The organism is Streptomyces sp. SCL15-4, assembly GCF_033366695.1.
Classification (GTDB): domain Bacteria; phylum Actinomycetota; class Actinomycetes; order Streptomycetales; family Streptomycetaceae; genus Streptomyces.
In genome coordinates, this window is record NZ_JAOBTQ010000001.1 from 736,285 (window position 1) to 755,727 (window position 19,443).

Annotated in this window: 20 protein-coding genes and 1 pseudogene; 13 read left to right on the forward strand and 8 right to left on the reverse strand. The window is 72.7% G+C overall.

Annotated elements, in window-relative coordinates:
• Nucleotides 1-51: 51 nt before the first annotated feature.
• Nucleotides 52-477, reverse strand: coding sequence for a VOC family protein (locus SCK26_RS03015; RefSeq protein WP_318199673.1), 426 nt, complete (start codon nucleotides 475-477; stop codon nucleotides 52-54).
• Between the two features lie 134 nt (nucleotides 478-611).
• Here SCK26_RS03015 and SCK26_RS03020 point away from each other — a divergent pair, with 134 nt between their 5' ends.
• Complete coding sequence (locus tag SCK26_RS03020; RefSeq protein ID WP_318199674.1) at nucleotides 612-758, forward strand: hypothetical protein; 147 nt, start codon at nucleotides 612-614, stop codon at nucleotides 756-758.
• Between the two features lie 26 nt (nucleotides 759-784).
• On the opposite strand, the gene SCK26_RS03025 is transcribed toward SCK26_RS03020, so the two are convergent.
• A complete protein-coding gene (locus tag SCK26_RS03025; RefSeq protein WP_318199675.1) occupies nucleotides 785-1,339 on the reverse strand; it encodes a DoxX family protein in 555 nt (184 codons plus the stop codon).
• Nucleotides 1,340-1,982: 643 nt separating this feature from the next.
• Between SCK26_RS03025 and SCK26_RS03030 the strand changes: the two genes are divergently transcribed.
• From SCK26_RS03030 to SCK26_RS03065, 8 genes and pseudogenes are all read left to right on the forward strand, one after another.
• A complete protein-coding gene (locus SCK26_RS03030; RefSeq protein WP_318199676.1) occupies nucleotides 1,983-3,572 on the forward strand; it encodes an MFS transporter in 1,590 nt (529 codons plus the stop codon).
• A 76-nt stretch (nucleotides 3,573-3,648) separates the two neighbouring features.
• The gene (locus SCK26_RS03035; RefSeq protein ID WP_318199677.1) at nucleotides 3,649-5,001 is read left to right on the forward strand and encodes a hypothetical protein; all 1,353 of its coding nucleotides are present in this window, start codon (nucleotides 3,649-3,651) and stop codon (nucleotides 4,999-5,001) included.
• A gap of 93 nt (nucleotides 5,002-5,094) precedes the next feature.
• Nucleotides 5,095-6,183, forward strand: a complete 1,089-nt coding sequence (locus tag SCK26_RS03040; protein WP_318199678.1) for a 4Fe-4S binding protein — start codon at nucleotides 5,095-5,097, stop codon at nucleotides 6,181-6,183.
• 58 nt (nucleotides 6,184-6,241) lie between these two features.
• Nucleotides 6,242-6,535: a hypothetical protein gene (locus SCK26_RS03045; protein ID WP_318199679.1), complete on the forward strand. Its 294-nt coding sequence runs from the start codon at nucleotides 6,242-6,244 to the stop codon at nucleotides 6,533-6,535.
• Between the two features lie 33 nt (nucleotides 6,536-6,568).
• On the forward strand, nucleotides 6,569-7,525 hold the full coding sequence (locus SCK26_RS03050) for a GlxA family transcriptional regulator (protein WP_318199680.1): 957 nt from the start codon (nucleotides 6,569-6,571) through the stop codon (nucleotides 7,523-7,525).
• Nucleotides 7,526-7,631: 106 nt separating this feature from the next.
• Nucleotides 7,632-8,395, forward strand: a pseudogene (locus SCK26_RS03055) (IS5 family transposase).
• 72 nt (nucleotides 8,396-8,467) lie between these two features.
• Nucleotides 8,468-9,376 carry a LysR family transcriptional regulator gene (locus SCK26_RS03060; RefSeq protein ID WP_318199681.1) on the forward strand — a complete coding sequence of 303 codons (909 nt, stop codon included), beginning with the start codon at nucleotides 8,468-8,470 and terminating at the stop codon, nucleotides 9,374-9,376.
• On the forward strand, nucleotides 9,366-10,349 hold the full coding sequence (locus SCK26_RS03065; RefSeq protein ID WP_318199682.1) for a LysR family transcriptional regulator: 984 nt from the start codon (nucleotides 9,366-9,368) through the stop codon (nucleotides 10,347-10,349). Before SCK26_RS03060 ends, SCK26_RS03065 begins: the two co-directional genes overlap by 11 nt.
• A 14-nt stretch (nucleotides 10,350-10,363) precedes the next feature.
• Here SCK26_RS03065 and SCK26_RS03070 read toward each other — a convergent pair whose 3' ends face one another.
• Nucleotides 10,364-11,560 (reverse strand): CoA transferase, encoded by a 1,197-nt coding sequence (locus SCK26_RS03070; protein WP_318199683.1) that lies wholly within the window; start codon nucleotides 11,558-11,560, stop codon nucleotides 10,364-10,366.
• Nucleotides 11,561-11,650: 90 nt separating this feature from the next.
• On the reverse strand, nucleotides 11,651-12,850 hold the full coding sequence (locus SCK26_RS03075; protein WP_318199684.1) for an acyl-CoA dehydrogenase family protein: 1,200 nt from the start codon (nucleotides 12,848-12,850) through the stop codon (nucleotides 11,651-11,653).
• A gap of 222 nt (nucleotides 12,851-13,072) precedes the next feature.
• On the opposite strand from SCK26_RS03075, the gene SCK26_RS03080 reads away from it, so the two are divergent.
• Entirely contained in the window at nucleotides 13,073-14,209 is a 1,137-nt protein-coding gene (locus tag SCK26_RS03080; RefSeq protein WP_318199685.1) for a hypothetical protein, read from the forward strand.
• Between the two features lie 141 nt (nucleotides 14,210-14,350).
• Nucleotides 14,351-14,530, forward strand: coding sequence for a hypothetical protein (locus SCK26_RS03085; RefSeq protein ID WP_318199686.1), 180 nt, complete (start codon nucleotides 14,351-14,353; stop codon nucleotides 14,528-14,530).
• On the opposite strand, the gene SCK26_RS03090 is transcribed toward SCK26_RS03085, so the two are convergent.
• Nucleotides 14,520-14,744 carry a hypothetical protein gene (locus tag SCK26_RS03090; protein WP_318199687.1) on the reverse strand — a complete coding sequence of 75 codons (225 nt, stop codon included), beginning with the start codon at nucleotides 14,742-14,744 and terminating at the stop codon, nucleotides 14,520-14,522. The genes SCK26_RS03085 and SCK26_RS03090 overlap by 11 nt on opposite strands.
• A gap of 259 nt (nucleotides 14,745-15,003) precedes the next feature.
• Here SCK26_RS03090 and gap point away from each other — a divergent pair, with 259 nt between their 5' ends.
• On the forward strand, nucleotides 15,004-16,002 hold the full coding sequence (gap, locus tag SCK26_RS03095; RefSeq protein ID WP_318199688.1) for a type I glyceraldehyde-3-phosphate dehydrogenase: 999 nt from the start codon (nucleotides 15,004-15,006) through the stop codon (nucleotides 16,000-16,002).
• A 73-nt stretch (nucleotides 16,003-16,075) separates the two neighbouring features.
• Here the strand turns inward: gap and SCK26_RS03100 are convergent, their stop codons facing one another.
• The 3 genes from SCK26_RS03100 to SCK26_RS03110 all read right to left on the reverse strand — a co-directional run bounded on the left by SCK26_RS03100 (nucleotide 16,076) and on the right by SCK26_RS03110 (nucleotide 18,198).
• Complete coding sequence (locus SCK26_RS03100; RefSeq protein WP_318199689.1) at nucleotides 16,076-16,543, reverse strand: tectonin domain-containing protein; 468 nt, start codon at nucleotides 16,541-16,543, stop codon at nucleotides 16,076-16,078.
• Nucleotides 16,544-16,905: 362 nt separating this feature from the next.
• The gene (locus tag SCK26_RS03105; RefSeq protein WP_318199690.1) at nucleotides 16,906-17,433 is read right to left on the reverse strand and encodes a DinB family protein; all 528 of its coding nucleotides are present in this window, start codon (nucleotides 17,431-17,433) and stop codon (nucleotides 16,906-16,908) included.
• 114 nt (nucleotides 17,434-17,547) lie between these two features.
• The gene (locus tag SCK26_RS03110; protein WP_318199691.1) at nucleotides 17,548-18,198 is read right to left on the reverse strand and encodes a CatB-related O-acetyltransferase; all 651 of its coding nucleotides are present in this window, start codon (nucleotides 18,196-18,198) and stop codon (nucleotides 17,548-17,550) included.
• A 278-nt stretch (nucleotides 18,199-18,476) separates the two neighbouring features.
• On the opposite strand from SCK26_RS03110, the gene SCK26_RS03115 reads away from it, so the two are divergent.
• Nucleotides 18,477-19,442 (forward strand): thiopeptide-type bacteriocin biosynthesis protein, encoded by a 966-nt coding sequence (locus tag SCK26_RS03115; RefSeq protein WP_318199692.1) that lies wholly within the window; start codon nucleotides 18,477-18,479, stop codon nucleotides 19,440-19,442.
• Nucleotide 19,443 lies beyond the last annotated feature (1 nt).

Sequence of the window (19,443 nt, forward strand, 5' to 3'; positions counted from 1 at the left end):
CCGGGCTCGGGGGCCTTCGGCCGGCAGAGCCCGCGCACACGGCCGGGACGCTCAGTCGAGACAGAACTCGTTGCCCTCGATGTCCTGCATCACTATGCAGGAATCATTGCCGTCGTACAGGAGTCGCACGCGTACCGCGCCGAGCGGGACCAGTCGTGCGCACTCGGCTTCGAGCGCGGCCAGACGCTCCTCGCCCACGAGGCCGGTGCCGACCCGTACGCAAAGATGCACCCGATTCTTGACGACCTTCTCTTCGGGAACGCGCTGGAAGAACAGTCGCGGGCCCACACCTGAGGGATCGGTGCACGCCCACCAGGAACCCTGATCCTCAGGCGGCCGCGAGCGATCGTATTCCTCCCAGCTGGCGAACCCCTTCGGCGCCGATACGACATACCCCAACACCTCGCACCAGAAACGAGCGACGCGCTCTGGTTCCGCGCAGTCGAAGGTGACTTGGAACTGCCTGATCGTTGACATCGGCGCACCCTAGCAAAGGAGGTTCTGCCCCTCATCTCTGTTCTCGGTCCGTCCGCGGTTTCGTCAGCCCCGGACGCCGGCCGTCTACTGGCGGGCGGGGTGCGCGTACTGCCTGCTGCCGCGACGCCCGCTGGGTGCACCGGGTCGACATCCGGCGCGACCCGGCCGGCGCGGCGGTGGTACGGGCGGTCGGCGGCGGGGACAAGACCGTGCCGACCGTGGTGGTGGCGGGCCGCGCGTACCTCGACGCCGGCCCGCGGTGGCTGCGCGCCCGGCTCTGATCAGCGCGCCCCGGGCCCGGGTACCGTCACAGGCTCAGGGTGATCGCGGCGCCGATGCCTCCCAGCAGCAGGGCGACGCAGACTTCGGGCCAGCCTCCGGCGCGCCAGGGGAAGAAGCGGTCGAGGGCCAGGCGGCCCGGGCCGGTCGCGGCCACGGTCAGGGCGACGACGGCGATGCCCACGTTGTACTCGACGCCGCCGTCCGTCTCCCACAGGCCGTGGGCGCCGGTCACCGTCACCATCGCGTTGATCATCACACCGACCAGCGCGGCGGCCGCGAGCGGCGTGAACAGGCCGGCGGCCAGGCCGAGACCGCCGAGGAACTCGGAGAGGCCGCCGACGATCGCGTACAGCTTCCCCGGGTGAAATCCGAGGCCGGCGAATCCCTTGCCGGTGGCCGTCAGACCCGGTCCGCCGAACAGGCCGAACAGTTTCTGGGCGCCGTGGCCTGCCATGAGCAGCCCGAAGGTCAGCCGGAGGAGGAGAAGTCCCCAGTCGCCGGCGGTCGGCCCGGGCCCCGGCGACCGCCGTGCGGCCGGTCCCGTGGCAGCCGGCGACCGGCCGGTGTCGCGCTTGGTCATCTGAGTGCTCCGGTACGGACGCACGAGAAGGTTGTCGAGGTGCCGGCCCGGTCAGGCACCGGCTCACCGGGCGGCGGCGCGAGGCCCGCGCTTCGGCCGCGGAATGTGGGCCGCCCCTACCGATGCTTCCGCAACCACGGCGTCGGCGCACATCGGCCGACGGTGCGAGCCGACGCGGGCCGCACGGACAGCCGGTCACCGTTTTCCGCCGGCCGGAGAACGGTGCAGAGAACGGCCCGGAGAACGGTCCAGTGAAATCGAAAAGGAACACGACACCCGGCCACCACTGGCCGATTCGACAGTTCGTACGACGATCCGCAAGAAATACGTACCTCACCTCTGTCAGTGATCTCCACCGCCGTGAGCCCGCGTTCCGGCGTATAAGGCGTACCTTTTGCCACGTGATCGCAGTCCCCGACCACCCGCTCCGCGGGGCCCGTTGGGCGACCGGTGCTTCCGGCTCCGCCCCCGGACCGCGTCCGGTGTCCCGGCGGGCGGAGCCGGTGCCGTCCTCCACGGTCCCGCGCCGGACCTCGGCCGCGCGGGTACCGCGGCTCAGCGCCGGGCGCATCCGCTGATCCGAGTCCGCCCGCCCGCAGCGGCTCCCCCGAACCCCCGTCCCCTCGCCCGTCTGGACGACGCCATGTCACTGCCGCGTACCGGCCCGCCCGCGCCCGCCGCCTCCTCCCTGTCCAGGCCCCGGCGCTGCCGGCCGGGGGCCGTGCTCGTCGTCGAGTCCGTGGCCGTCTTCATGGTCATGCTCGACAACCTCGCGATGAACAACGCGCTGCCGGACATCGGCAGGGACCTGAGAGTGGGGGTCGGCGGCCTGGAGTGGGTCGTGGCCTCGTACACGCTGGTCCTGGCGGCTTTCCTGCTGCCGGGCAGCATCGTCGGCGAGCGGCTGGGGCGGCGCCGGCTGTTCCTCGCGGGGCTGGCCGCGTTCGTCCTCGGGTCGGCCCTCGGGGCGACGGCGGACAGCTGGGAGACGCTGGTGGCCGGGCGGGTCGTCCAGGGCACGGGCGGCGCGGCCCTGCTGCCGTCCAGCGCGGCCCTGCTGCGGCAGGTCTTCCCCGAGGACGCCAGCCGGGCCAGGGCGCTGGGACTGCGCGGCGCCGCGTCCGGGCTGGGCCTCGCTCTCGGGCCGGTGATCGGCGGTCCGCTCGTGGAACGGTTCGGCTGGCACAGCGTCCTGTTCATCAACGTGCCGATCGGCCTCGGCCTGCTGATGTTCGGCGCCCTGTCCCTGCCGTACGCGCCACCGTGCCGCGGCCGTTCCTGGGACCTGCCCGGGCAGGCGCTGGCGGTCACCGGTGTCGGCGGGCTGATCTTCGGGCTCATCCAGGGGCCCTCCGAGGGCTGGACCGACCCCGCCGTGCTGACCGGGTTCACCGTGGCCGGGCTCGCGCTGCCCGCCCTGACGGCCGTGGAGACGCGCGCCGCCGAGCCGATGCTCGACCTGTCCTTCTTCCGCGACCGGCCGTGCGCGGTGGCCGCGCTGGCCGGATTCTCCACGAGCCTGGCCCTGTTCGGAGCGATCTTCTTCCTGTCGCTGTACCTGCAGTACGTCCTCGGCTGGTCGCCGGCCGGAGCCGGCCTCGTGTTCCTCCTGGCGTCCGCGTGCATCGTGGTCACGGGGCCCCTGGCGGGCCGGATGTCCGCGCGCTGGGGTGCCTTCCGGCCGCTGCTGGCCGGTGTCACGCTGTGCCCGGTCGCCCTCGCCGGGCTCGCCCTGTACGGGGATCACGCGCGTTACGCCGAGTACTGCTGGGTCCTGCCGGTCATCGGGGTGTGCGTGGGCCTGACCTTCGTACCGGTCAACGTCATCGTCGTGGAGCGGGTACGCGGCCGTAGGGCCGGGATGGCCACGGCGATCGCCGAGACGCTGCGCGAACTCGGCGGTGTGACCGGTGTGGCGGCGCTCGGGGCCGTGCTGAACTCCCGGATGAGGGACTCGTTCCTGCGCCAGGCGGAGACCGTCCTCCCCGCGGACCAGGCGGACGCGCTGGCCGACCGCGCCCTGGCCCGCGGACCGGCGGCGGCACTCGCGGGGCCGGGCGCCGGTGAGGTGCGCCGCTGGTTCCACGCCGCGTTCCTCGACGGTCTGCACGCGGCGCTGTACGTGGGCGCCGTGGGCACGGCGGCGGTGGCGGTGTGCACGTACATGATGCTCCGCACGTCCACGGCGGCTCCGGCGGACGAGCCGGGCGCGCTGCTGCGGCCGACGGCGTAGCGCCGAGCGCGCGCGGAGCCGGGCGGGCCCGCAGGATGGAGGCGGGAGGGAGGCATACATGGTGTGCGGCCCGGGTGTGACCCTGTACGACCTGTGGGACCGGCTGCCCCGCCAGGCCCGCGCGGAACTGCTGAGCCGGAGCGCCGGGGCCCGCGGCTGGTGGGTTCCCGACGCGCTGCCGGGCCGCTGGGAGGCGTTGCGCCCGCTGGTCTTCTCGGCGCCGGACTACCACCGGTTCGGCGAGCTGGCGGCGGGCGTGCTCCGGTGCGCGCTCCTCGCCTGCCGGCGCCGGGCCGGCACCGCCGGCGAGCTGTACCGGGCGCTGGACGACCACCGCGAGCCGCGGCTGCTGGACCCGGCGCAGCCGCTGTCCGATCCCGCGCTGCCGCGCCTGGCCCGGCCCGACGCGCTGCTGGCCGGAGGCAGGCCGTGGTTCGTCGAGCTGAACGTCGGTCCCAACATCTACGGCGTCCCGGGCCTGGACAGGCGCGCCGCGGCGTTCGCCCGGTACTGGCCGGACGGCACGCTGGTGGCGCCGCCGTCGACCCTGCGCGCCCGGGCGGCGGCCCTGGCGCGGGCCGTGCCGGGGCCGGCCGGCGGGCGTGCCCGGGTGCTGGTGCCGACGTGGCGGGCGGCCTCGGGCATCGCGGCGAAGCTGGACGGCGTCCGCGCGCTGCGCCGCTATCTGCGGCCGGCCGCGCAGGCCGCCGCGGCGGCGGGTCTGGAGGTGACGGTCGCGGATCTGTCCGAGGTGCGCGGCGGAGCCGACGGGCTGTGGGTGGGCGAGGAACGCGTCGATGTGGTCTTCAACCAGTTCCTCGGTGCGGTGGTGACGGACACGGCGGCCCTCGGCGTGCTGCGCGAGGCGGTTCTCGCCGGCGGTGTGCGGCTGTTCGTCCCGGAGGCGTCGTGCCTGCTCGGCGCCAAGCGGGTGCTGGCCTGGATGCACGAGGATCTGGACCGCTACCCGCCGGCGGACCGGGAGCTGATCGAGGGACATGTGCCGTGGACGGCGTGGCTCGGGCCCGGGCAGTGCGCCGCACGGCGCCGGTTGATCCTGGCCCGCGCCGCGCGGGAGCGGACCGGTCTCGTCGTCAAACCCTCGTGCGGCCACGGCGGCACGGGATTCGTCTCCGGTGCCGAGGTCACCGAGCGGGAGTGGCTCGACCTGCTGGCGCGGCGGTCCGGCGAGGAGACGCTCGTGCTGCAGCGCCGGCTCGTGCCCGACACCGCCCGGATGCGGTTCCGGAGCCTCGACGGCGCGTGCGGCACGGCCCGGGTGCCGTTCGTCCTCTCGCCGTTCCTGCTGAACGGCCGCCCCGCGGGCGCCCATGTGCGCCATGCGAGCCCCGACTCGCCCGCCGGCGCGCCGGTGAACACGGCGGCGGGAGCGGTGTCCAACACGGTGCTGCTCCTCCCGGATCCGTGACACCGGCCCGTCGGCGGCAACCGCGATCTTGCCCATCGGGCCGCCTCCCGGCATAGTGAGTTTGAAAATCCAACTCACAGGGAGGGTGTCGGGATGCGCGAACCACGGGGCGCGGAGGAAACCGGACGGCCGAAGCTGCCCGCGAAGCTCGCCGGCCATCCGTCCGTCCGGGCCGTCCTCGCACGCCGGGACGCCGGCACGGCGGACGGGCCGCCGCCGGTGATCGACGCGGAGTGGCTGCGCGAGCTGTGTCTGGCCGCCGGCGCCGACGACGCGGCGGCGGTGAGCCTCGGCCATCCCGATCTCGCCGGGGAACGCGAGCACGCGCTGACCGCGCTGCCGGGCACGCGCACCCTCGTCTCGCTCGTGGTCCGGATGAACCGCGACAACTACCGCTCGCCGGCCCGCAGCGTGGCGAACCAGGAGTTCCACCAGGCCGACGAACAGATCAACCACGCCGCCCGGGCGGTCGCCCGGGCCCTGCAGGACGCCGGTCACCGCGCGCTGAACCCGTCGGCCGGCTTCCCGCAGGAGATGGAACACTTTCCCGGCCGTATCTGGGTGGTGGCGCACAAGACGGTCGCCGTGGCGGCGGGCCTCGGCGTGATGGGGCTGCACCGCAACGTCATCCACCCGAAGTTCGGCACCTTCGTCCTGCTGGCCACCGTACTGGTGGACGCGGAGGTGAGCGCGTACGGGCGGCCGCTGGACTACAACCCGTGCATCGACTGCAAGTTGTGCGTCGCCGCCTGCCCCGTCGGCGCCCTCACGAAGGACGGCGAGTTCGACTTCCTCGCCTGCGTCACGCACAACTACCGGGAGTTCATGAGCGGTTTCACCGACTGGGCGCAGACGGTGGCCGACAGCGCGGACGCCGCCGACTTCCGCTCCCGCGTCACCGATCCCGAGAACGCGTCGATGTGGCAGAGCCTGGCGTTCAAGCCGAACTACAAGTCCGGTTACTGCGTGGCCGTCTGTCCCGCCGGGGAGGATGTCATCGGCCCCTACCTCGACGACCGCAAGGCGTTCATGGACACGGTGCTGCGTCCGCTCCAGGACAAGACCGAGACGCTGTACGTCCTGCCGGGCTCCGAGGCGCAGCGGTACGCGGAGCGGCGCTTCCCGCACAAGCCCGTCAAGGAGGTGACCGGCGGCTGGCGGCCCCGGTCCGAGGGCGCCTGAGCCACCGGGGGTGGTGGCGTGCGGGCGGAGCGTCGCCCGCCTCGGCATGCGGGCGGCCGTGTCGCCCCTCCTGCTCAGCGGGTATGTGTCGGTGCCCGCCGTCGTCGGCCACGCCTTCGTGAGTTCGGCGCGTGCCGACACGGCCAAGGAGTTCGCCGGCCCCGCGGCGAGGCTCGATCCGCCGCACATGGGCATGGCCGGCCGGCCCGGCTGGATCGCCACCGGCACGTCCGTCGCCTTCCTGGCGCTGACCGGCCGGCTCCGGCCGTCCTTCCACGCTCGCGACCGCGCCGGCCGGCTCCCCGCCGACGACCGCGATCCCGCCCCCGCACGAACCCCCGTACGCCCCTGAGCCGAGGCGCACGGGGCTCGTACCCTGGTACGCGTGTCAACCTCCGGTCTGCGTCGCGTCACCGTCCTTGTGCTCGAGGGGGCCAAGCCGCTCGATGTCGGCATTCCGGCCCAGGTGTTCACGACCCGGGCGAGCATGCCGTACGAGGTGCGGGTGTGCGGCGCGGCGCCCGGTCTCGTGACGGGTGGCGACGGGCTGTCGTACCACGTCGCCGACGGCCTCGACGCGCTTCGGTGGGCCGACATCGTCTTCATCCCCGGCTACCGGTTCCCGGACCGCGAGGACCCGCCGGCCGCCGTGGTCGACGCGCTGCTCGCCGCCCATGCCCGGGGCGCGCGGCTCGCCGCCATCTCGACGGGCGCCTTCGCGCTCGCCGCCACGGGCCTGCTGGACGGCAGGCGTGCCACGACCCACTGGCACTACACACGGGCGCTCAGGGCGAAGCACCCGCTGGTCCGGGTCGACGAGAACGTGCTCTTCGTCGACGAGGGCAGCGTGCTGACGTCGGCCGGTGCCGCCTCGGGCATCGACCTGTGTCTGCACATCCTGCGGGGGGACCTCGGGGTGGCCGCGTCGAACCACGCGGCCCGGCGCCTGGTCGCGGCCCCTTACCGCAGCGGCGGCCAGGCGCAGTACGTGCCGCGCAGCCTGCCCGAGCCGCTCGGCGAGCGGTTCGCCGCCACCCGCGAGTGGGCGCTGCACCGGCTCGGCGAGCCCCTCACCCTCAAGGCGCTGGCCCGGCACGCGGCGGTCTCGCCGCGCACGTTCTCCCGGCGCTTCGTCGAGGACACGGGCTACACGCCGATGCAGTGGGTCATGCGCGCCCGCATCGACCTGGCCCGAGAACTGCTGGAGCGCACGGAACGGAGCATCGAGCAGATCGCCGCCGACGTCGGCCTCGGCACCGGCACCAATCTGCGGGCCCACTTCCAGCACATCCTCGGCACCACCCCGAGCGAATACCGGCGCACCTTCTTCCGGCGCGGCTAGGTCGTGTCCGCAAAGTGTTGGCGTCGTTGGTCTGTTCATGGTGCGTCGTCATGAGCTGACCGATGAGTCGTGGTCGGTGATCGAGCCGTTGCTGGCGCCGGCGCGGATGGGCCGGCCGGTGCGGGACCGCCGCCAGGTGGTCAACGGCATCCTGTGGAAGCTGTCGACGGGGGCCGCCTGGCGGGACCTGCCCGAACGTTACGGCCCGTGGAAGACGGTCTACGAACGCTTCCGCCGCTGGTCCGCCGACGGCACCTGGGACCGGCTCCTGGCCCATGTCCAGCAGCACTCGGATGCCGTCGGCACGGTCGACTGGACGGTCGTGTGTGTCGACTCCACCACCGTGCGGGCCCACCAGCATGCGGCCGGGGCCCGAAAAGGGGGCTCTGGCCGGGTGAGGCGATCGGCCGGTCCCGCGGCGGGCTGACCACGAAGATCCACCTCGCCTGCGACGGGCGGGGCCGGCCACTGGCCTTCACCATCACCGCCGGAAACGTCAACGACTGCACCCAGTTCGAGCAGGTCATGGCCCGCATCAGCGTCCGCCGGCGCGGGCCCGGACGGCCCCGTACCAGGCCTGAGCGGGTCGTCGCCGACAAGGGCTACTCGTCCATGAAGATTCGCTCCTACCTGCGCAGGCGCGGCATCAAGGCGGTGATCCCGGAGCGGATCGACCAGATCAACGGCCGCCTGCGCCGAGGCGAGAGTCTGTGCCGGCTGGACCGGGCCGCCTACCGGCGCCGCAACGTCGTCGAGCGCTGCTTCAACCGGCTCAAGCATCACAAGGCCCTGGCCACCCGCTACGACAAACGCGCCCGCCACTACCAAGCCCTGGTCACCCTCGCCTGCCTACAACTCTGGCTGCCCTGACTTTGCGGACACGACCTAGGCATACGGCGGCGGGCGGAGGGGTTCCGTGCCCGCACGGGTACGGTGCGGAGGGTGAACCGTCAGCAGCTGGAGTACTTTCTCGCGGTCGCCGAACACGGCAGCCTCGGTCACGCGGCGGTGGCCGCCGGGGTGAGTCAGCCGTCGCTGTCGCAGGCTCTGGGGACGCTGGAGAAGGAGCTGGGCGCGGCCCTGGTGCGCCGGGTACGGCGAGGGGCCGTACTCACGCCCGCCGGGCGCGCGTTCGTGCCCCATGCGCGGCTGCTGCTGCGGGAGCTGCGCCGGACGGGCGAAGTGCTCGACCAGCTGGACGGCAGGCCGGCCGGAGAGCTGGACCTGGTCACCACGCCGGTGCTGGCGGTCGATCCGTGCGCCCTCCTGCTCGGGCGGTTCCGCGGGCTCCATCCCGAGGTGCGGGTGCGGGTGCGGGTCACCGACCGCGACGCGGAGGTGCGCGACATACTGGCCGACGGCCGGGCCGAGGTGGGCGTGGGCTATCTGCCCCTGGACGCGGACGGCATCGTGGTGCGGGCCTGGGCGGAGCACGAGATCATGGCCGTCTTCCCGCCCGACGAGCCGCCCCTGCCCGATCCGTTGCCGGTGCGGTTGCTGGCCGGCCGGGAGACGGTGGGGGTCACCGGACACAGCCGGCAGCGGGAACTGGTGGGCGATCACCTGGCGGTCCACGGGGTGCGTCCGCGGATCACGGTGGAGGTGGCGCACCGGGAGATGGTGATTCCCCTGGTGCTGGCCGGCGCGGGCATGTCCTTTGTCGCCGGGAGGGCGGCGCGCTGGGCCGCCGGGCAGGGGGCGCGGGTTTGCCGGCTCGATCCGCCGCTGCGCCAGCCTTATGGGCTGGCGTACGTGCCGGGCCGGCTGTCCCCGGCCGCCCGGGCGCTGGCCGGCCTGGCCATGGCGCCGGAGCACACCGAGCGCGTGGACGGTGGGTCCGTTGACGGGTGAACCGGGGCGGGGATCGCCGTTCACCGGGCTGCGGCAGGCCGAGTACTTCCTGGCCGTGGTCGACAGCGGCGGCATCACCGCGGCGGCGCGGCGGCTGCGCGTGGCACAGCCGTCCCTGTCGCAGACCATGCGCGCGATCGAACGGCAGGCGGGCACCGAGCTGTTCGAGCGGACGCCGCGCGGAGTCGTGCCCACCCCGGCGGGCCGGGCCCTGGTGGAACCGGCGCGGCGGCTGCTGGCGGCCCGCCGGGCGGCCGGCCGGGCGGTCTCGGACGTGGCGTCGCTGCGCGCCGGACGCCTGGAACTGGTGGCGCACGCCTCGGTGACGGCCGATCCGCTGGCCCGGGCGGTGGGCGCGTTCCGCCGGGCCCATCCGGGGGTGGGCGTCCTGGTCGAGGACGCGCCGGGCGACGACGAGCTGGTGTACGCGCTCACCGACGGACGCCATGAACTGGCCGTGGTCTCGCTCCCGTTGCCTCCGGCGCCCGCCCTGGTGACGGAGGAACTGGGCCACCACGACATCTGGCTGGCGACGGCTCCGGGCACCGCCTTCGCTCCGGGACCGGTGTCGCCGGCCGAGGTGGCCGCGATGCCGCTGGTGGCGGTGTTGCACGGCGGCTCCGCCCGGCACGCGATCCGCCGGGCCCTCGCCGGCGCCGGACACGACGCGGACGGCCCGGAGCCGGTGGAGCGGTGGCACCGGGCCGGTGTGGTGACGCCGCATCTGGGTTCGGTGATCCCGCTGGTGCTGACCGGCGCGGGGGCGGCTCTGGTGGACCGCTGGTACGCCGAGCGCATCGCGGAACAGGGCGGGGTCGTACGCCCGCTCGGCCCCGCCGTGCGCGCCCCGTTCGGCGTGGCCCGCCGCCGCGAGCCCCTCTCGCCGGCCTGCCGGGCGTTCCTGGACGTCCTGCGGGAGACGTGTGCCGCGCGGACCGCCCACGAGCCGGAGCGGGAAGTGCCGGAGGTGTGAGTGCGCTCCGCCGGTCAGCGGTCCGCGCCGGTCACCGCGGCCACCTGCTCGGGGGTGTAGCCGATCTCGGCCAGGACGGACGCGGTGTCCTCGCCGAGTTCGGGGCAGGGACGGCGTACGCCGGAGGGAGAGCCGGAGTAGCGGACGGGGTCGCCGATCACCCGGTAGGCGCCGACGTGCGGGTGCCGCTGCACGTCGAGCATGTGCCCGGCGGCCCAGTAGGGGTGCTCGCCGGCGTGGTCGAGGTTCATGACCGGCGCGAACGGGATGGAGTGCGCGGAGCAGAACGCCTCCCACTCGGCGGTGGTGTGCCCGTCGGTGTAGTGGGCGAGCAGCTCGTACAGCTCCCCGATCTTCGACTGGAAGTTCTCGGGGGTGAAGCCCTCCAGTGCCTCGGGATGCCCGACGAACGTGAAGAAGGCCTCGGCGTCGCGGTAGTTGTAGGGCAGGACGCAGGCGTAGCCGTCCTTGGTCGGGAACGCGGCGTGTCCCGGTTCCAGGGAGCGCGGGAAGCCCACGGGACCGGCCGGGGGCTCGTACGCCTGGCCGCCGATGTGCTCGACGAGGGTGAAGGCGAACATCGTGTCCGCCATGGGCACCTCGACGTGCTGGCCCTTGCCGGTGCGTTCCCGGCCCAGCAGTGCGGCGAGCACGGCGTAGGCGATGGTCATGCCGCAGACCTTGTCGGCCATGGCCGTGGGGACGTAGTAGGGGCGGCCGGTGACCCGCCGCATCAGGTCGACCATGCCGGAGGCCGCCTGGATGACCTCGTCGTAGGCGGCGTAGTCGGCGGCCGGCGAATCGGAGCGGAAGCCCTGGGCGTTGCAGTAGACCAGGCGCGGGTTGCTCTCGACGAGGTCCTCGTAGGTGAGGCCCAGCTTGCGCAGGGCCCGCGGGCGCATGTTGGTGATCAGCGCGTCGGCCGTGCCGATCAGCGCGAGCGCGGCCTGCCTGCCTTCCGGGGTCTTCAGGTCCAGGCGGACGCTGCGCTTGTTGCGGTTGAGGTTGAGCGCCAGCGCCCCGATGGTGTCGGTGTCCCGCCGGTGCACGTGGCGCATCACGTCGCCGACGGGTGATTCGATCTTGATGACGTCGGCGCCGAGGTCGCCGAGGATCTGGCAGGCGTAGGGCCCCATGATGACGCCGGCCAGGTCGATGACGCGCAGGCCGTCGAGGGGCCGGGTGCCGGATGCCGGGGTGGAGTGGCTCATGAACGTCTCATCCCCTTGCGGAATGTCTTACCGGGTGCGGAACGCGGAGGTGTGCGGTGCGGGGCTCGGGAGGGTGCGGGAGCCGCGGGCTCAGACGAAGGCGCTGATGCCGGTGGCCGCCCGGCCGACGATCAGGGAGTTCATGTCGCGGGTGCCCTCGTAGGAGTAGAGGGCCTCGGCGTCGGCGAAGAAGCGGGCCGCCTTGTACTCCAGCAGGATGCCGTTGCCGCCGAAGACCTCGCGGGCCCAGGCGACGGTCTCGCGCATCCGGGTGGTGCAGAACATCTTGGCCATGGCCGCCTGGGCCTCGCTCAGCGCGTCCTCGGCGTGCAGCTGGGCCATCCGTACCGCCAGCGCCTGGGAGGCGGTGATGTTGCCGAGCATGCGGGACAGCAGGTCCTGGACGAGCTGGAAGCTCGCGATCGGCTTGCCGAACTGCTCGCGCTCCACCGCGTAGGCGCGGGCCGCCTCGAAGGCGCCGATCGAGCAGCCGATGGCCTGCCAGGCGACACCGCCGCGGGTGACCTTCAGTACGCGCGCGGTGTCGCGGAAGGAGTCGGCCCGCTGGAGGCGGTTGTCCTCCGGCACGCGGACGTCGTCCAGGACGATGTGGGCGTTCTGCACGCCGCGCAGAGCGATCTTGCCTTCCAGTTTGCGGGCGCTGAAGCCGGGGGTGCCCTTCTCCACGACGAAGCCCTTGACCTGTCCGTCCGCCTCGTCGCGTGCCCAGATCACCACCAGGTCGGCGAACGTGCCGTTGCCGATCCACTTCTTCTCGCCGTTGAGCACCCAGCCGTCGCCGTCCCGGCGGGCCGTGGTCAGCAGTCCGCCGGCCGTGCCCGAACCCACCAGCGGCTCGGTCAGACCGAACGCGCCGATCTTGCGCCATTCGACCATCTGCGGCAGCCAGCGCCGTCGCTGTTCGTCGGAGCCGCACTCGCGGACGGAGCCCATGCCCAGCCCGCTGTGCACGCCGAAGAAAGTGGCGAAGGACGGGTCGACACGCGCCATCTCCATGCTGATGAGGCCGCTCAGCAGCGGGCTGCGGGCGGTGATGCCGGGCGCGTCGCCGGGGATGCCGGTGATGCCCAGGTCACGGATCGCGTCCACCAGGTGCACGGGGGACTCGGCGCGGGCCCACAGCTCTCCCGCGGACGGTTCCACCTTGTCGGCGAGGAAGGAGCGGATGCGCTCCAGCGTCTGCCGTTCCCCGGGTTCGAGCAGGTCCTTGATCCGGAAGAAGTCGCCTTCGACGGCGAACGGGTCCACCTTCTTGTGGTGCGCGGCCATGATCGCCCTTTCTGTCGGTGACACATGCGGGGCACCGGTCCCGGGTTCCCCGGATACCGGGCGAGCGAGTCCTGCTCTTCCAGTGCACGCCCGGCAGCCGCATAGGTCAAAGACGAAATGACGACCACTGTCCAAGGGAATTCCTATGGAGGCCGCACCGCGCGCCTGCGGGCACATCGCAGCAGAATGGAACGAAATGTCCGGCGAACCAGCGGAGGCCCGGTGATACGCGACAGCGCCGAGGACGACGAGGAGCCGATCGAGGAGCGGTTCGGCCTTCCCGACGAGGACGAGGGCACTCCCGAGGACGAGCTCTACGAGCAGACGGCCGGCTCCGACGACGAGGTCTACGACGGCACGGCCGGCCCGGGCGGAGAGCCCGCCGGCCGGAGGAGCGCGGCCGACGCCGAGCCCGACGTCTTCCTGGACGTCCCGCTGCTCAAGGTCGACCAGATCGACCTGGACGTCGAGGACCTGCGGGCACACGTCTCGCTCCAGGCCGAGGTGCTGGACCTGCTGAAGCTGAACGTGGGCGCCGACGTCGCACTGGGCCGGGTGCACCTGGGCATCTCGGGGGTGGAGGCGCGGGCCCGGCTGGAGGTGCGGCTCGACAACGTGGCACTGATCATCAACCGGGTGCTCACCACGCTCGACCGCAATCCGCAGATCCTGGAGGAGCTGACCCGTGGAGTGGGGGCCGCCGTACAGGACGTCGGGGCCGGGGCGCGACAGGCCGTCGGCGAGCTGGGCACGGGCGCGAGCAGGGCCGTCGGCGACATCGGCAGCGGAGCCGGTGCCGCCGTACGGGACGTGGGCGCGGGCGCCGGCCGCGGGGTCGAGCGGGTGGGCCGCGGGGCCGAGCGGGCCGTGGAGGGTGTGGGCCGTGGCGCCGGTGCGGCGGTGGAAGGCGTGGGCCGTGGCGCCGGCGCGGCCGTGGAAGGCGTGGGCCGTGGCGCCGCGAGCACCGTGGAGGGTGTGGGCCGCGTGGCGGGGGGCGCCGTGGAGGATGCCGCGACCGGGGTGGGCCAAGTCGTCGAGGACGTACCGGCTGCCACCGAGGTGCCCGGGGTCGCCGGCGTACGGAAGGTGGCCGGCGTACCGGAGGTCGCCGACACACCAGAGGCCACCGACGTGCCGGAGGTCGCCGACGTGCCGGACCGGGCGGGCGGTGCCGTGCGACGGGCCGCGGCGCCCGGGCGGACCCGCCCGCGGAGGCCCGACGACGAGCACGGCGAGGACCCCGCCGTCCGGAGTCGCCGCGCCGCCCGCGCGCGCCGGGTCCGTGACAAGGAGGGGAAGCCGCCGCCTCGGGCCGGTCACCGCCGCACCACCGGCGAGCGGGACGGGCCGCCGCCATGAACGGCCGACGGCCCGGGGCCGGAAGCCGGGCACCCGGTGTGGGACATCGCGTTCCGGGCGACCGTCCACGCCGATCGCCTCCGCTTCGAGGAGGAACCGCGAACGGCCGTCCGCTTCACCGGCGTTGGGAAGCGGACGTCGATGTCCCGGAGTGAGCGCGCGAACCTCCCGGGAAAGGTCGTCGCCGGCCGGGACTACCCGGACGCCCTGGTCGACTACCGCCTGGCGACCCGGCTCACCGGGTCACCGGAGGCGGGACGGGACGACGATGACGGCACGGACGGCACGGACGACGAGGACGGCCGGGGGCTTACGACTTGACGCGGTGCAACTCGATGTCCCGGTTGACGAAGAGGTGCACGTATCCGCAGTTCCAGCAGATCAGCCCCGTCGCCGTCTCGTCGGCCCAGGCCAGTTTCACGAACTCCATGCCGGTGCTGTTGAGCTTCACGCCGCGCTCGCGGAAGAGATCGCCCCGGCAGACCTGACAGGTGATCCACGTGTCGCCCAGCAAGGCGCGCACCGCCTTCGCCATCTCCGCCCTCCGTGTGCTCTCGCGCCCTGGACAGGGCGGTGTGCGGCATGATCCGCGCCGTCCGTGATCGTTCGGCGCCAAGGTGAACGACACCACACCTGCGACCGGAACGGGCGGTAACTGAGCGAGATCTGAGGAAGTGTGCCGACTCCGGCCGGCCGACGGCCTGGCGTGATCCTTGCGAACCATGGCGTTCGCGCCGTGGTCATGGGCGGGCCGGGCGGACCACGATGTTGGTGAACGGAAGGAGAGCACACTCATGACCCGCATCGCCATCAACGGTTTCGGCCGCATCGGACGCAACGTGCTGCGCGCGCTGCTCGAACGCGACAGCGCCCTGGAGGTCGTGGCCGTCAACGACCTCACGGAGCCCGCCACCCTGGCGCGGCTGCTCGCCTACGACACGACGGCCGGCCGGCTGGGCCGCCCGGTGAGCGCCGACGGGGACACGCTCGTCGTCGACGGCCGGCGCATCAAGGTGCTGGCCGAGCGCGAACCGGCGCGGCTGCCGTGGGCCGAACTCGAAGTCGACATCGTCCTGGAGTCGACCGGCCGTTTCACCTCGGCCAAGGCGGCCCGCGCGCACCTGGACGCGGGCGCGAGGAAGGTGCTCGTCAGCGCTCCGTCGGACGGCGCCGATGTCACGCTCGCGTACGGGGTCAACACCGAGGTGTACGACGCGGCCCTGCACACGATCGTGTCGAACGCCTCGTGCACCACGAACGCGCTGGCGCCGCTGGCCTCGGTGCTGGATGAACTCGCCGGTATCGAGCACGGTTTCATGACCACGGTGCACGCCTACACCCAGGAGCAGAACCTCCAGGACGGTCCGCACCGCGACGCCCGCCGTGCCCGTGCCGCCGCCGTGAACATCGTGCCGACCACGACGGGTGCCGCGAAGGCGATCGGTCTGGTGCTGCCGAACCTGGACGGCAAGCTCTCGGGTGACTCGATCCGTGTGCCGGTTCCGGTGGGCTCGATCGTGGAACTCAACACGACCGTCAGCCGGGAGGTGTCGCGGGACGAGGTGCTGGCGGCGTACCGTGCCGCCGCCGAGGGACCGCTCGCCGGCATCCTCGAATACTCGGAGGACCCGCTCGTGTCGTCCGACATCACCGGCAATCCGGCCTCGTCCATCTTCGACTCGGCCCTCACCCGCGTCGACGGCCGCCATGTCAAGGTGGTCGCCTGGTACGACAACGAGTGGGGCTTCTCGAACCGCGTGCTCGACACGCTCGACCTGCTCGCCGCGCGCTGACCTCGCCACGAGGGCCGCACGGCCGCGGCGCCCCGGACTCCCCGCCTGGTGTCCGGGGCGCCGCCATGCCCGGTCAGCCGGGCAGGTCGCCCGTGTAACGGTAGATGTTCCCGGCGGAGTTCACGCCCCACACGGTCCCGTCCGCGCCCGCGCCGATGTCGGAGAGCCCACCGGGAATCTGCACCCACGGACTCGCGTCGTTGTTCGAGTAGTGGTAGATGTTCCCGGCCGAGTTCACACCCCACACCGTGGTGCGGGAGCCCGAGGCGATCGCCTTCAGTCCGCCGCTGATCTGCTTCCAGTGGCCGGATTCCTGGTCACCGGTGTACCGGTAGATATTGCCCCCGGAGTTCACACCCCACACCGTGCCGTCCGCGCCCGCCCCGATGTCGGAGAGCCCACCGGGAATCTGCACCCACGGACTCGCGTCGTTGTTCGTGTAACGGTAGATGTTCCCCGCCGAGTTCACACCCCACACGTTCGTACGCGACCCCACCGCGATCCGCACCAACGCACCGGAGATCTGCTTCCAGTCGGCCATACCGCCGACTCCTTTCCGCTCGGGAAGTGCTGCCTCCGCATGCTCTCCGAGAGGAACGATTCACCATGTGAACCGATTTAAGGAGTGGTCTTCTTTATTGTCCTGAAGGATGCGTTTCCCGGGGTGATCGCCGGTCACCACTGGCCCCCACCGGCACTCCAATGAGTCGATGTGACGCGAATCAACATCATCCTCATAGGTTATGCACCGATGAGACGTTGACGCGCCTATAAGATCAACCGCTCTATGGATTCACGCGGCCGGCCGAGGACCCGCGCTCTTCCCTCACCTCCGAGCAAGGGGTGACACGCGCCTCGGCCCGGTTCCGGGCCCCGTCGGCTATGCCGCTGCCGGCGCCGCGCTCACGCGCCGGTGGTCCCGTCGATCCGCTCACGGATGAGGTCCGCGTGACCGTTGTGGCGTGCGTACTCCTCGATCATGTGCGCCAGGATCCAGCGCAGGGGGACCTCCTGGGAGCCGACGCGAGCCGCCTGCTGTTCGGGCAGGCGGGCGCAGTCGTCCGGTGACGCGCTGACGATCAGCCCTCGACCCCGGGCGACCTCCGCCTGCCAGGCGGTCATCGCCTCGCCTAGTCCTCGCTCCGGCAGCAGGGCGAAACCGTCCGGGTTGTTCTCGCCCCAGACCGGCGGCAGGTCCCGGCCGGCGAACACCCGCTGGAACCAGTTGCGTTCCACCTCGGCCATGTGCTGCACGAGACCGAGCAGCGTCATCGGCGACGGTGGGACCGCGGCCAGCCGCAACTGATAGTCCGTGAGGCCGGAGCACTTCAGGGCGAGAGTCGCGCGGTGGAAGTCCAGCCAGGCTTCCAGCGTGGCGCGCTCGTCGGCGTGCGCGGGCGGGACGGGCCGTCCGTCCGGTGTCGTCTTCATGCGCTCACCCTGACCGCGTTCACCGCGGTTCACGCCCGTCTTCGCCGCCGACGAACACCCGCGAGGTACGAACTCCCGCGAGGCGCGATTCCGGCCCTCCTCGACGCGACACCCTCACGCCCCTTTGCCGCCGGGCGCGGCCGCCTCCAGGTCCGTGATGGTGCCCGACATGATCGTGCGGACGTGTGCGGTGATGTGTTCGGCGGGCCAGTCCCACCAGGCCAGCGCCAGGAGCCGGGCGACGTCCTGCGCGGAGTAACGGGTGCGGATGAGGCGGGCGGGGTTGCCGCCGACGATGCCGTAGTCGGGGACGTCGCGGGTGACGACGGCGCCGGAGCCGATGACGGCGCCGTGGCCGATCCGTACGCCCGGCATGACGGTCGTGCCGTGACCGAACCAGACGTCGTTGCCGACGACGGTGTCCCCTCGGTTCGGCAGCCCGGTGAGCAGGTCGAAGTGGTCGGCCCAGGAACCGCCCATGGTGGGGAACGGGAAGGTCGAGGGGCCGTCCATACGGTGGTTGGCGCCGTTCATGATGAACCGCACCCCCGTGCCCAGCGCACAGAACTTACCGATGATCAGTTTCTCCGGGCCGTAGTGGTAGAGCACGTTGCGCGTCTCGAACGTGGTCGGGTCGTCCGGGTCGTCGTAGTACGAGTACTCCCCGACCTCGATCAGCGGGGACTTCACGAGGGGCTTGAGCAGGACCACCCGCGGCTGTTCGGGCATCGGGTGCAGGACCGTCGGGTCGGCGGGCACAGGCATGGCAGGCGGTTCCTCGGTGGTGGAGAAGCGGTGGCGAACCGCTCCATGATCGCGTCGGCGGGCCGTCCGGGGACACCGGTTTTCCGGCGCCGCCGGGTGCCCGGTGGTCCTCAGCGGCGGCGCCGGTGGGAGAGCGGCGCGCCGGACGCGCTGTCGCCGCTTGCGGCATACCTCCCGCGCACTCCTGTTGATCATATGACCAATTGGCTTTGGCGCTTCGGTCCGGGCGTGGCAGGGACATCACAGGGGTGGATTTCCCTTCCCGGTGAGGAGGCCGCATGGTGCGGGTCGAGCGTTTACTGGCCGACTGCCTGGACGACGCACGTGCCCAGCCGCTGGGCTCCGTTCCCCTCGCGGCGCAGGACCCCGGTTACCCGGCGGCCCGCCGGACGTTCCTCGCGGCCGGTCTCGATGCCCTGCGCGCCCACGCTCCCGAGGCCGGCTGGGTGCAGCTCGGCCTGGACACCACGCCGTCACCACCCTACGACCGACTCGCCGCCGCCGCGCGTGAGTTGCTCGGCACCGGACAGGCCCGCGACTTCTTCTTCATGCACAAACCGCCGGGGCTGCGCGTACGGTTCCGCGCGGCGGAGCCGGCCCGGACGCCGGAACTGCGCGCCGCCCTGCTGCGGCACCTGGAGCCGCGACGGACCGAGGACACCCGGGCGCGGCCCGTGGCCGGTGTGTACGAGCCGGAGACCTATCTCTTCGGCGGCCCCCGCTCCATGCCCTGGGTGCACGCGTTGTTCACCGCCGACTCCCGGGCCTGGCTGGACGTGCACACCGCCGTGGCCGGTGCTCCGGCACCCGTCGGCTGGCGGGTGTCCCTGGCACTGCTGCACGCCGTGTTCGACGGGCTGGACATCGTCGGCTGGGAGCACCGGGGGGTCTGGCAGGTCGTACGGGAGGAGACCGGCCGGCGGCTGCCGGGCGGCCTCGGCGACCCGGACCTGCGCCGGGCCGCCGCCGGAATCCGCGCCTACTGGGACCAGAGCCCCGAGGACCGGCTCCAGGCTCTGCCCAAGGCCTGGCGGGACGTAGTCGGCGAACACTTGGCGGCGGTGGGACGGGCCGCGGAGCGCTGGCGCACCCACTACTTCGCCTCCGGTGACGCCACGGTCGGCCCGCGCCGGGCCGCCGCCCATCACGTGATCTTCCACTGGAACCGGGGCGCGCTCCCCACGGCACGCCAGTGCCTGCTCACCGAGGCGCTCGCCGCCGACGGCCGGGAGGGGGCGAACTGAG

Coding starts and splice junctions, on each gene's coding strand:
- SCK26_RS03015 (WP_318199673.1), bottom strand. CDS start 477: ATGTCAACGATCAGGCAGTTCCAAGTCACCTTCGACTGCGCGGAACCA.
- SCK26_RS03025 (WP_318199675.1), bottom strand. CDS start 1,339: ATGACCAAGCGCGACACCGGCCGGTCGCCGGCTGCCACGGGACCGGCC.
- SCK26_RS03030 (WP_318199676.1), top strand. CDS start 1,983: ATGTCACTGCCGCGTACCGGCCCGCCCGCGCCCGCCGCCTCCTCCCTG.
- SCK26_RS03040 (WP_318199678.1), top strand. CDS start 5,095: ATGCGCGAACCACGGGGCGCGGAGGAAACCGGACGGCCGAAGCTGCCC.
- SCK26_RS03070 (WP_318199683.1), bottom strand. CDS start 11,560: ATGAGCCACTCCACCCCGGCATCCGGCACCCGGCCCCTCGACGGCCTG.
- SCK26_RS03075 (WP_318199684.1), bottom strand. CDS start 12,850: ATGGCCGCGCACCACAAGAAGGTGGACCCGTTCGCCGTCGAAGGCGAC.
- SCK26_RS03085 (WP_318199686.1), top strand. CDS start 14,351: ATGTCCCGGAGTGAGCGCGCGAACCTCCCGGGAAAGGTCGTCGCCGGC.
- SCK26_RS03090 (WP_318199687.1), bottom strand. CDS start 14,744: ATGGCGAAGGCGGTGCGCGCCTTGCTGGGCGACACGTGGATCACCTGT.
- gap (WP_318199688.1), top strand. CDS start 15,004: ATGACCCGCATCGCCATCAACGGTTTCGGCCGCATCGGACGCAACGTG.
- SCK26_RS03100 (WP_318199689.1), bottom strand. CDS start 16,543: ATGGCCGACTGGAAGCAGATCTCCGGTGCGTTGGTGCGGATCGCGGTG.
- SCK26_RS03105 (WP_318199690.1), bottom strand. CDS start 17,433: ATGAAGACGACACCGGACGGACGGCCCGTCCCGCCCGCGCACGCCGAC.
- SCK26_RS03110 (WP_318199691.1), bottom strand. CDS start 18,198: ATGCCTGTGCCCGCCGACCCGACGGTCCTGCACCCGATGCCCGAACAG.
- SCK26_RS03115 (WP_318199692.1), top strand. CDS start 18,477: ATGGTGCGGGTCGAGCGTTTACTGGCCGACTGCCTGGACGACGCACGT.